Genomic DNA, 10998 nt, shown 5'->3' with positions numbered 1-10998 from the left:
ACTCCCACTTATGTTAATCAGAGGAAGTATTTCTCTTTTTTTCTTGTTTTTTCATAAAACTTTTTACACTACCATTAAAATAATTTATAAAATCACTATGTAAGAGAAAATCGAAGCAGTAAAGAACTGCTTCGATTCAATATTGTTAAACTAAAAGTTAGGTTAAAATTAACCCAATAATTGTAGAACCCCTTGAGGCATTTGGTTAGCTTGAGCCAACATTGCAGTAGAAGCTTGAGAAAGAATGTTGTTCTTAGTGAACTCCATCATTTCTTCAGCCATATCAACATCACGAATACGTGAGTTAGCTTCAGATAGGTTTTCTTTAGTTGTTGTTAAGTTGTTAATCGTATGTTCTAGTCGATTTTGAGTAGCTCCAAGATTAGCACGTTCTGTTGAAACATTTTTGATTGCTGTATCAATTGTCTTTAGTACTTCATCGAAATCATTAGCTGAAGGAGTATCTTCTTCAGTTTCACCACTTACAACTAATTTACTCTTAGCTGGTTCTGCATCATCTGTAAGTCCCAACCCTTGAGCTGTCATATTACCAATATTTAATGTAATCTGTTGAGTATCATTAGATCCGATTTGGAATGATAAAGCAGTTCCTCCACCTGCATCAAAATCACCATTTAATAAGGTTTTAGTATTAAATTGAGTTTGATTTGCTATACGATCGACTTCTGCAGACAGAGAGTCCATTTCTTTTTGTATTGCTAATCTATCATCATTTGTGTTTGTATCATTTGATGCTTGTACTGTGAGATCACGCATTCTATTTAAAATTGAGTGAGTTTCATTCAATGCACCTTCAGCTGTTTGGATTAATGAAATGCCATCTTGAGCATTACGAGTAGCTTGTGTTAATCCTGATATTTGGTTTTTCATTTTCTCAGAAATTGATAATCCTGCAGCGTCGTCGCCTGCTCTGTTAATTCTTAATCCCGAAGATAATTTAGCCATTGAACCGCCTCTAGCACCGTTTGCTTGAGTCAAACGTGAGTATGTATTCATAGCTGCTGTGTTTGTATTAATACGCATTGTTGTATTCCTCCATTTGTTGTTTATATTTTTAAGGCTTGATTGCCTTCTAAACTTACTATCGGGAGGTATTTAAAAAAGTTAAGTCTATTTTAACTATTTTTTATTTTTTATATAAATATCTTTAATTCTTTTGCATTAATGATATTTATATCCGGAATATGAGGATTCTTTGATCAAAAAAACGACTAACAACATTTATAAGTGTTAGTCGTTTTTATATCATCTTACATAGTCTAAAATATTTGTTTGCAATATACGTGTACCCATATTAAGTGAAGCTTGGTAAGCTACCATTTCCATTGAGTAGTTCATATAGGTTTCTGCTAAATCAATATCTTGGTTATTAGATAAGGTTGTTTCTAAGTTTAGATATTCTGCTTCGTTACGGTCACTGGCTGCAGTTAATCGATTTTGAATGGCTCCGATTCGTGTACGTGTATTCACAGTATTATTCATTGCCTGATCGATTTTACCAAGTGCCGTACTTAAAGCTTCAGTATCATCATTATCTAATGCAGTAAATAAGCCACTTAGAACCGTCCCTAAATCTTCGTCACCTCGCTTATTCATTAAAATACTACCGTCTGTTTGCAAGTCGACTGTTACTCCTCTTGAAATCTCTTTAGAGGTATTGTGGGCTGACCCATTGTAATGAATATCAGTTAGATTACCCTCTCCATCACGTTCTATAGAGAATGGTTTTTCTGTATTGTTATGCCCAGCAAAAATGTAGCGTCCTCCAAAACTAGTGTTTAATGAGTCCACCAAGGTTTCGACTTCGTTGTCGATTTCCGTTTTGATTGCTTGACGATCTTGTGTATTATATGTTCCGTTCGCTGCTTGCTGAGTGAGAGTATAAATGCGCTGCAAGGACTTGGTCGCATTATCTAACGCTGCGTCCTGAACGTTCGTAAAATCAATGGCATCACTTATCGTTGTTTTATAAGTTTGGTTTTGCTTGATTTCATTTTTAAAGTCAATTATCTTTGACACTTTCAACGGGTCATCACTTGGACGGCTCACTTGTTTCATCGACGATAATTGTTCTTGGTATTTATAAACATTAGTCATGTTGTTGTTTAAATTACTTAAAAAGCTTTGAGACATTAAAGAGTTCGTTATTCTCATGTCTTACACCCCGGTTCTGTTAATTAATGTGTCGAGCATATCAGATAATGTTTGCAACACACGTGAGTTCGCTTGGAAAGCACTGGAATATTTAATCATATCGACGACTTCTTCATTGATATCTACTCCAGAAATGGATTCACGACGCTGAGTCAGTAAATTCATTAATCCGTTTTGAGTATCTAACATATTATCTGATTGCTGTTTGATAATACCCATCTCAGTGACCAAACTATTGTAACGTCCAAATAAAGTAGAGCCTGTCGCGCTGGAATCAAAGGTCATATCATCTGAGTTGTAATTCCACACTGCTGAATCAGCTGCTAAGGTCTTATGCTGCAAAGAAGCAATAGCTTGGGCTCGCGATCCGTCTCCTGATAAAGCGTTATTCATATCTCTTCCAGAAACAACTAAACTAGAGTTCTCTCTTAATTCAGAAGCGACTTTAATACTTGAAGCGGCATTTCCTGGTTCTAATGTGAAAAAGTCTCGCCCATTTCCTTCGTCACTGTGAATAGTATTCACTGCTTTCGCAAAGGCTGAAGCAAATTCATTTAACTCGCTTTGCATATTTTCAATGACTTCAAGTGACAATTGGGTTCCTTTTATGGAACCTTGGTTTGCATCCACTTGTGTATACGTATTACTATCTTCTCCTGGTGTGCGAACAAACAATTGTCCAACTTCAAAGTCTCCATCTAAAGCATCACCGTTTGAAAACAGAGCTTGTCCTTCGTCATTATGACCAACGACTATAGCCAATTCTTTCCGTGAACTGCTGTCTAGTACCATTTGATTATCGACTGAAACAGACACACGATTGTATTTATCCTTTTCAACAGATATATCAACCTGACCGGATAAGTCATGCAATAGCTGATCCTGTTTATCAAGCAAGTCATTAGGTGTAAAGCCTCTAACAGAAGCCTGCCAGATTTGATGATTTAACTGTTCAAGTTGTTCTAAAGTTGAATTGGCATCCAGTGCACTTTTATCTAATTCAGTGACGGTTGCTTTATGTAAACTTTCCATGGAATTAGCCATGTGGTTAATCACGTCAGTAAAGGTTTCACTCGTTTGAACTAACATGGTACGAGCGGAATCTTGTTCAGGGTTTGATGCTAAATACGTCCAAGCATTGAATACCTCAGAAATCTGGTTGGACAAACCTGTGTCTGAGGGTTCGTTAAAGACAGCTTCTAACTGACCGATAATATCAGACAAGGTTTCGTGTGTTTGAGTTTTAGCCTGTCCTTCTCTTAATTGATTGGTTATGTATTCATCGTTGACTCGACTAATGCCGCTGATTCGGACTCCTGTTCCGATTTGACCGATACCAGGAATACTGGTCGCAAGGTCTGCTTGCATGTTCACACGCTGTCTGGTGTAACCCACTGTATTGGCATTGGCAACGTTATGGCCAATTGTCTGCAAAGCATTCTGTTGAGCGTGTAGACCTTTTGTAGCTGTATTTAGTGTTCCAAATAATCCACTCATGTGTCGTACTCCTTATAATGATTGATCCAGAAGCGCACTCTTTTTAGAGGATTCATAGGTCCCTTTTTTAGAATACGTCTGTTGTTTGTTCGCTGCTTTTTTAATGTAATCCATCATGGTTTCAGTAAATTGAATGGATTGTTCTGTTAAAGTCAGGTTAGTTTCTTGAAGAGCTTTAATTTCATGAGAAAGAACGCTGAGCTTTCCAACCTCAACGTTCTCCTCATCAAATTCGGCTAGCTGTATCATCAAGCTTTCTTTTTTAGGGAGCAGCTCTAGTAATGCTTCTCCATTATTCGCAATTAGAATTTCTTTTTCTCTGATAAGCAGTTCTTTTAGTTCAGTCAGTAGAGAGAGTATTTCTTGTGTTTTAGACATGGGTGATTAAATCTCCTTTTGTTTTTGCAGCTTCTTCACTAATCCTTGTGAAATCTTGGAAGCATCCACTTCGTATTCACCATTTTGAATGGCACTTTTGATAGAATCAACGCGTGCAGAGAAAGTGGCTTTGTCTGCGTCCAATAAAGCTTGGGCTTCTTTAGAGATACTCACTTGAACGTTCTCTTTAGCAGCTGGTTTAGCTGTTTCTTTTTCCACTTCTTTAGCTGTTTGTTTAGTTTGATTTAAGTTCGTTACGATTGAATTATATTTATTGATTTTCATTTTTTTCACTCCTATATTCCTGAGTTTTTAAAGTTTTTATATAAGTATGGGGCATTCATATTGGTACTCTAATCTTATTATCGGTTGTAACTCATAATAGTTAAGATACAATCTAAAAAAATAAAACTAGGCTTAGTATACCTAAAAGACGACTGTATTAAAACCCTTTTAGAGTACCTGACATGAACTTGTCGATAGTTCACTCCTCTTTTATTAAGTCATAATATAAATTTTCCTTCTTTACTCTATTATTTACGTATGGAGACTATTAGTCATTATTTAAATGTCAGCTAATTTTGACAACAAAAAAAGCAGAGTGAACTCTCTGCTTTTAAACGTATATTAATTTAAATGTTTGACGCGTTGTTCCTTGCTTAAGATATTTGTAATGCGAATCCCGAAGCTTTCGTTAATAACAACGACTTCTCCTTCCGCAATCAATTTACCGTTTACGTAAATTTCTAGAGGTTCATCGGTCATTTTATCCAATTCGACCACAGAACCTGTGCTTAAGGATAGCACATCTTTAATGGTTTTCTGACTTTTTCCTAGAACCACACTGAAATCAAGAGGGACATCCATGATTAAGTCCAAGTTGCGTGGCGCATTTTTCATTGTGTTTTTCTCTAAATCTTGGAATTTAGGGTTTTGAATAGAAACTGTTTCTTGAGTTGCTTGAGACTGAGTTTCTGGTTGAGTTTCTTGAGAATCATGTTTGTCTTCATTCACGACTTGATCTCTCCCATTTAAGACTTCAGCTTCGTCACCCATCATAATATCCACGATTTCCATTACGGTATCTAAAGGTAAAATTTGCATGATTTCACTTTCCAGTAGACCTTCTACACTTAAATGGAAGGATGTCATACAGACCATTTCGTTTTCATCCGGGGCTTCCATAAAGAGTTTGTCACTGTCTTCCCATACCTCTACATCAGGTGGGGAGATATCTACTCGACGGTCAAACATGGTGGCCATAGCCGTCGAAGCCGCTCCGATCATTTGGTTCATGGCTTCCGATACCGCGCTGAGTTCCAATTCTGTGAATTCTTTACCCTCTACATTACTTCCGTCGTTCCCCATCATTAAATCCGCAATGATAATGGCATCATTGACATCGATCATTAAAACATTGTTTCCGACTAGACCCTTTTTAAAAGCAATAGAAGTCACTACTTTAGGTGCGACGCTTTCATCGATAATTTCTTTTAAGGTTAAGCCTTTTACTCTCGGTGTTGTAATTTTCACTTTTCGATTTAATAATAGAGAAAGTGTGGTTGCGGCTTGTGACATGGAAATATTACCGACTTCTCCGATAATATCTTCAACATCTTGACTTAATGGGTTTTCTAAAGCAGCTGGTTCATCTGCTTGTGCGGTCCCATTTAACAAGGCGTCAATTTCTTCTTGTGTGAGTTGGTCACTCATTATCACTCTCTCCTCCCGTAAATGTTAATATCTCTACAGCTAGTTTGTTATCAATCTTTCCTGGCTTCACTTTGAAGTAAGGTTTATCTTCTACATACATCGTTAACGGCTTAGACGTTTTATCATCCAACTGAATGATATCTCCTACTTCCATTCCCAAAAAGTCTGACACAGTCATTTGAGACTCTCCTAAAACGACTTCAACTTCAACTGCGACTTGATTTAAGTTTGAAGCGATTTGTCCTCTTTCGGATGAATCCGATTCTTTTCCAGAGTGGAACCAGTTTTTAAAACTCAGTTTATCTAATATATCTTCAAAGAAAATATAAGGGATACACATGTTAATATATGTACGCTGATTCTCTATAGTGACCGCAAAAGTGACTAGTATAACTGGTTCATTAGGCGACATCGCCTGAAGCATCTGTGGCTTAGTTTCAGTATCCACGATTTCTGTTTCAATTTCTTTAATATCCTTCCAAGCTGTTTCAAATGAACGCATCAGAGAGGATAGGACACCTTCTAAAATAGACATTTCGATATCTGTAAAGCTCGATTTGTTTCCAGTGGCGTCTTCTAAAGAGACCCCAGTGTACCCACATAGCAATTCCAGAATCTGTAAACTGAATTGTGGGTTTATTTCTATAATTTGGTAGCCTTTTAAAGGCGTACTTTGAAAGACTCCCATCAGTGTAAAAGTAGGAACGGAGTGAACAAATTCATCAAAGGATACTTGCTCAATGGCCGCTATTTTCACGTCAATGGGTTTTCTTAATTGCGTAGATAACAAGTTAGATACCAGTTTAGAATAGTCCTCAAATACCATCGTGATGGTAGACAGGTATTCTTTTGATAAGCGGACGGGACGTCTGAAGTCATAGGGTTTGATTTTAGAAACCGCAACCTCTTCCGACAGTTCCTCTGTATCCAGTTCCCCGTTATCCATGGCATCCAACAGTTCATCTATTTCTTGTTGGGATAATACTTGTTGGCTCACGACAATTCCTCTTTCTCCTTCAAGATAGAATGGACATCAATAATATTGACTAGTTCATTGTAAGCTTCCACATACCCAGTTATCAGACTAGAGTCCTCTACCGATTGAATCTCTTCAGGTTCAATATCGGTCACACCAATGACCTTTCCAGTCATGAAGGCGATTGGGTTATCTTCTGTGTTTACAATGACTGTATTAGTATACCATAGCTCTTGTGAAGGACTAAACCCGTTCAAGAGAACATCGAGGTCTAAAAGAGTCATAATCTGACCTCTTAAGTTAATTAATCCTCTAACCCAGGACGGACTTTGGGGGATCGGTGCTTCTTTTAAAACAGGTGTAATTTCTTCAATATTCTCAGTCGTAAAGCCGTATAAGTGCTCTCTTAATCTAAATACAATGAGTTGCATCTTGGTCGTCCCCCTTGTTAAATTCCGTTCTCATTTTTAGTTTATGACATTTTTCTGAATTTTTTCCTTTTACTATGAAATGGCTTTGTCTAATGCTTTGATAACACGTTCCGTATCAAACGGTTTGACGATGAAATCAATAGCCCCTGCACGAATTGCATCCATTACCATGGTCTGCTGACCCATAGCGGAACACATCAAGACAACTGCATCTTTGTCAATGGCTTTGATTTCTTTTAAGGCTTCTACGCCATCTTTTTCTGGCATAGTGATATCCATTGTGACGAGATCAGGTTTCACTTCTTTGTAGCGCTCAACGGCTTCGTTTCCGTTTTGAGCTTCTCCCGCAACTTCATACCCATTTTTTTCTAAGATGTCTTTCAATTTTATTCTCATAAATGCTGCGTCATCTACTATTAATACTCGTTTACTCATGTTAAGTCCTCCAATTATATTCCTAATTCATCTAATAATTTTTCTAGTACAGTCGGTTTAGGCACGAAGTACAAACTGCCTTCAATGACATGACCCATACTATAAAATTTGTTTTTCATTATAAATATTTCATCACTAAATTGATATTGCTCCATATAGACACTGGATAAAATTGATCCAAATAGATCCACTGTCAAGGATGGTAAGGAAGCAATCAATGGCTTATTAATCATCTGCATAACCGCTTGAAGAAAGGACTGAACGAGTATGTTGCTCAATTCCTTTATAGCCGAATTGGCCAATTCAAAATCAATAGCGACTTCTTCGGGCAATAATAGTTCAGCCAATTTATCCGATTCGTCTAAAGGGATAACGAATAAAAACACACCGTATTCTTGTCCGACTACTTCAGATAAGACGGCTCTGACGACCGTTTCGTCTGACTGGATTCCTGCAAAGACCTCATCATAAGGAAGTAAGCGTAAGAATGGCACATCCATCCCGACTCTTTTCCCAATCATCTTGGACAAGCTTGTTGCGGCATGGCCCCCGCCGATGTTTGCAATTTCTTGTAAGGCATCGTATCTGAGCAATTGTTTCTCATTAACCACGGTTGCTTACCTTCTTTCGCGTACATACAGCTGATACATCTAATATTAAGCTGATGCTGCCATCCCCTAATATGGTCGCTCCAATGTAATAAGGGATGTGACTGATTTCTTTCCCTAAATTTTTAATGACTGTTTCTCTTTGGTGAATCAATTCATTGACGATTAATCCATAAAAACGTTCACCAGACTGTACCACGATAATATGTTGGGATTGTTTATTTCCTTCTGGCAAGCCCAATACTTCTGATACGCGAACAAGTGGAATCGTCTGACCCTCATATTGGTAGACTTCTTTTTGATGAACAGAAATAGCTTCACTTTCTTCAAAGTGATTCACGCTCTCAATAACAGCTTGTGGTATCGCAAAAGTATGATCTGATACTTTAACCAGTAAAGACTGAATAATAGAGAGAGTTAATGGCAAAGTGATTCTAAAGGTTGTCCCTTTACCCACTTCACTTATAGTTTCAATCGATCCATTTAATCGCGTGATCTTTTCTTTAACGGCATCCATTCCAACTCCTCTACCTGAAATCCCTGTGACTTCATTCGCAGTGGAGAATCCAGGATGGAAAATGAGCTGTTGCAATTCTTCATCACTTAAGCCTTCAGTTGAAATGCCTTTTTTCCTTGCACTCTCTTCCAGATGACGAGGATTTAACCCTTTCCCATCATCCGTAATCGTGACAATCACCCGGTTCCCTTCAGGAAAGGCTGACAGCCTGATCGTACCGGTTTTATCTTTGCCTATTTTTACTCTTTCTTCCGGTTGCTCAATGCCGTGGTCCGCTGCATTTCGTAAAAGGTGAATCAAAGGTTCCCCTATTTCAGAGATAACCGTACGGTCCAGTTCGGTATCTTCCCCTTCTGTCACGAAATTGATGTCTTTATTCAATTCATTTGTTAAGTCACGCATCATACGCGGGAAGCGCTGCGTCACCACACTGAATTTTTGCATACGTAACTGCAAGACTAAGTCCTGTAAATCATTCGTCAGGCGTCCAACTTGTGACAGGGGTTCTTCCAGTTCTTTCAAGTTTTGTTTCATCGACACGTCTTCTAAACGAGTCCGGTGAATAACTAATTCTGAAACCAAGTTCATAAATTGATCTAATCGTGATAAATCGACTCGGATGGTCTGGTTAACTGATGATGAGTGAGTCGGTTTCGCTTGAACCTTTTCCTTCACCCTTTCAGTCTTCTCGACCACCTTTTCTTCTACACTTTCAGAAGAATCGGTACTCTTTTCTTCTTCAATCCATACCTCTTCAATTTCACTGCTGTCTGAGACATGGTCTAAAATACTCGCTTTGTCTTCTTTACTTAATAAATATAGAGCGAAAGAGTCTTCCAACTCCCCCTGTTCCAGTTCTTCAGCGCTAGGTTTCATTTGAACGAAATCTCCCAGCTGCTCTAATTTACTGATAACGAGGAAGGCACGAGCCGCTTTCATCATACTCTCTTCTTCCACACGCACGCCTATTTTAAATAGGGTATATCCGCTGTTTTCAGCTGATTCAATGGCTACTTTGTCTGACTCTTCTAGAACGGGGAAATCATAGGCCTTTTCTGATTTAGCTGCCTCTTCAACCACTTGTAAGTCAGGTGTACTCACCTGTTCAAGTCTTTCAACAAGTAAGGATATATCAATGTCCGTATCTGAATCCATCCGAATGGTTTCAACAATATCAGAGAGGGTATCAAGTGTTTCAAATATTAAAGATACAAGATCTGTATCGACACTTAACTGCCCACTTTTAACTTGTTCAAAGACATTTTCAACAGCATGAGTTAAATGAGTCATCGTCTCATATCCCATAGTGGCGGCCATTCCTTTTAACGTATGAGCCGCACGGAATATCGCATCAATAATATGACTGTCATTGGGATTCTGCTCCAGCTGAAGCACTTCTTGATTCAGTATAGCAAGGTTTTCATCTGTTTCTTCAAAAAACAAATCACGATAAGCACTATTATCTTCCATTTTAAGCCTCCTTTCGGGTTAATCTACTTTTTCATATATGAATGACGCTACTTTTTTTAAACCATATTGTTCTGGTTGATAAATGGTTTCTGTGGCTCCCGTAAAGAGAAGTCCACCCGTTACTAAAGAAGCACTCATTCGTCTATAGATGTCTTCTTTTGTCTCGTTCTTAAAGTAAATCGTGACGTTTCGACAAACAATGACATGAAAATTCTTTTCGTATGTATCTAAAATCAGGTCGTGCTTTTTGAAGTGTACCATTTTTTTAATCGTTTCATCTAGTTCAAATCGATTGTCTTTTTCAACAAAATATTTGTCCCTATCAATAATGGATAAGTTTTTCACTTCGTTTTCTCTGAAAATGCCTTGTTTAGCTCTATCTAAAATGGTTTCATCGATATCCGTTGCTAAGATAGCTTGCTTTAACGGTAAGTTGTTTCGTTTCATAATCATGGCTAAAGAATACGGTTCTGCACCTATGGAACAAGCCGCACTCCAGATTGAAATGGAATCAAATCTTTTAGATAATTTTGTTTGAAGCAATCTTTCAAAATTATCAAACAAATCTCTGTTTCTAAAGAACTCTGTCACATTTATGGTGATATAATCTAAAAACTTTTGGCGGACTCCTTTATCTAGATGAATCAAAGCTGCGTATTCCTCTAGTGTCTGGGCACCAGATTGCTTCATGATTGTAAAGATGCGTCTTCTCAATTGCTTTTCTTTATAAGCGTCGAGCTGAATATTCAAATGAGTGAAGACCCAATCATAGAAATATTCGTAATTTTGTGTGTCCAT

12 protein-coding genes are annotated in these 10998 nt (G+C 37.8%); all 12 read right to left on the bottom strand.

The annotated features are described in order from the left end of the window. Positions 1 to 168: 168 nt before the first annotated feature. The 12 genes from hag to ABDZ53_RS10760 all read right to left on the bottom strand — a co-directional run bounded on the left by hag (position 169) and on the right by ABDZ53_RS10760 (position 10998). The gene (gene hag, locus ABDZ53_RS10815; protein ID WP_343756432.1) at positions 169 to 1044 is read right to left on the bottom strand and encodes a flagellin Hag; all 876 of its coding nucleotides are present in this window, start codon (positions 1042 to 1044) and stop codon (positions 169 to 171) included. 222 nt (positions 1045 to 1266) lie between these two features. Continuing rightward, positions 1267 to 2175, bottom strand: a complete 909-nt coding sequence (gene flgL, locus ABDZ53_RS10810; protein WP_343756431.1) for a flagellar hook-associated protein FlgL — start codon at positions 2173 to 2175, stop codon at positions 1267 to 1269. A 3-nt stretch (positions 2176 to 2178) separates the two neighbouring features. Continuing rightward, a complete protein-coding gene (gene flgK / locus ABDZ53_RS10805; RefSeq protein WP_343756429.1) occupies positions 2179 to 3672 on the bottom strand; it encodes a flagellar hook-associated protein FlgK in 1494 nt (497 codons plus the stop codon). Positions 3673 to 3684: 12 nt separating this feature from the next. After that, entirely contained in the window at positions 3685 to 4050 is a 366-nt protein-coding gene (gene flgN, locus ABDZ53_RS10800; protein WP_343756427.1) for a flagellar export chaperone FlgN, read from the bottom strand. A 6-nt stretch (positions 4051 to 4056) separates the two neighbouring features. Next, positions 4057 to 4335 (bottom strand): flagellar biosynthesis anti-sigma factor FlgM, encoded by a 279-nt coding sequence (gene flgM, locus ABDZ53_RS10795; protein ID WP_343756425.1) that lies wholly within the window; start codon positions 4333 to 4335, stop codon positions 4057 to 4059. Positions 4336 to 4677: 342 nt separating this feature from the next. Then, positions 4678 to 5763 carry a flagellar motor switch phosphatase FliY gene (gene fliY / locus ABDZ53_RS10790; RefSeq protein ID WP_343756423.1) on the bottom strand — a complete coding sequence of 362 codons (1086 nt, stop codon included), beginning with the start codon at positions 5761 to 5763 and terminating at the stop codon, positions 4678 to 4680. Beyond that, positions 5756 to 6760: a flagellar motor switch protein FliM gene (fliM, locus tag ABDZ53_RS10785; protein WP_343756421.1), complete on the bottom strand. Its 1005-nt coding sequence runs from the start codon at positions 6758 to 6760 to the stop codon at positions 5756 to 5758. The genes fliY and fliM overlap by 8 nt, the downstream gene beginning before the upstream one ends. Beyond that, positions 6757 to 7170 carry a chemotaxis protein CheW gene (locus ABDZ53_RS10780; protein ID WP_343756419.1) on the bottom strand — a complete coding sequence of 138 codons (414 nt, stop codon included), beginning with the start codon at positions 7168 to 7170 and terminating at the stop codon, positions 6757 to 6759. Before ABDZ53_RS10780 ends, fliM begins: the two co-directional genes overlap by 4 nt. A gap of 72 nt (positions 7171 to 7242) precedes the next feature. Next, positions 7243 to 7605 carry a response regulator gene (locus tag ABDZ53_RS10775; protein ID WP_343756417.1) on the bottom strand — a complete coding sequence of 121 codons (363 nt, stop codon included), beginning with the start codon at positions 7603 to 7605 and terminating at the stop codon, positions 7243 to 7245. Between the two features lie 14 nt (positions 7606 to 7619). Further along, positions 7620 to 8216, bottom strand: a complete 597-nt coding sequence (locus ABDZ53_RS10770) for a chemotaxis protein CheC (protein ID WP_343756415.1) — start codon at positions 8214 to 8216, stop codon at positions 7620 to 7622. Beyond that, positions 8209 to 10200 carry a chemotaxis protein CheW gene (locus ABDZ53_RS10765; RefSeq protein ID WP_343756413.1) on the bottom strand — a complete coding sequence of 664 codons (1992 nt, stop codon included), beginning with the start codon at positions 10198 to 10200 and terminating at the stop codon, positions 8209 to 8211. The genes ABDZ53_RS10770 and ABDZ53_RS10765 overlap by 8 nt, the downstream gene beginning before the upstream one ends. 18 nt (positions 10201 to 10218) lie before the next feature. Further along, positions 10219 to 10998: a CheR family methyltransferase gene (locus ABDZ53_RS10760; RefSeq protein ID WP_343756411.1), complete on the bottom strand. Its 780-nt coding sequence runs from the start codon at positions 10996 to 10998 to the stop codon at positions 10219 to 10221.

Source organism: Alkalibacterium iburiense (genome assembly GCF_039521845.1).
GTDB lineage: Bacteria > Bacillota > Bacilli > Lactobacillales > Carnobacteriaceae_A > Alkalibacterium > Alkalibacterium iburiense.
Note: the sequence above shows the minus strand (reverse complement) of the source record. Positions and strands in the feature narration are given on the sequence as shown.

Excerpts from the sequence above, each read along its gene's own strand:
- hag (WP_343756432.1), bottom strand. The coding sequence starts at position 1,044 with ATGCGTATTAATACAAACACAGCAGCTATGAATACATACTCACGTTTG.
- flgL (WP_343756431.1), bottom strand. The coding sequence starts at position 2,175 with ATGAGAATAACGAACTCTTTAATGTCTCAAAGCTTTTTAAGTAATTTA.
- flgK (WP_343756429.1), bottom strand. The coding sequence starts at position 3,672 with ATGAGTGGATTATTTGGAACACTAAATACAGCTACAAAAGGTCTACAC.
- flgN (WP_343756427.1), bottom strand. The coding sequence starts at position 4,050 with ATGTCTAAAACACAAGAAATACTCTCTCTACTGACTGAACTAAAAGAA.
- flgM (WP_343756425.1), bottom strand. The coding sequence starts at position 4,335 with ATGAAAATCAATAAATATAATTCAATCGTAACGAACTTAAATCAAACT.
- fliY (WP_343756423.1), bottom strand. The coding sequence starts at position 5,763 with ATGAGTGACCAACTCACACAAGAAGAAATTGACGCCTTGTTAAATGGG.
- ABDZ53_RS10780 (WP_343756419.1), bottom strand. The coding sequence starts at position 7,170 with ATGCAACTCATTGTATTTAGATTAAGAGAGCACTTATACGGCTTTACG.
- ABDZ53_RS10775 (WP_343756417.1), bottom strand. The coding sequence starts at position 7,605 with ATGAGTAAACGAGTATTAATAGTAGATGACGCAGCATTTATGAGAATA.
- ABDZ53_RS10765 (WP_343756413.1), bottom strand. The coding sequence starts at position 10,200 with ATGGAAGATAATAGTGCTTATCGTGATTTGTTTTTTGAAGAAACAGAT.
- ABDZ53_RS10760 (WP_343756411.1), bottom strand. The coding sequence starts at position 10,998 with ATGGACACACAAAATTACGAATATTTCTATGATTGGGTCTTCACTCAT.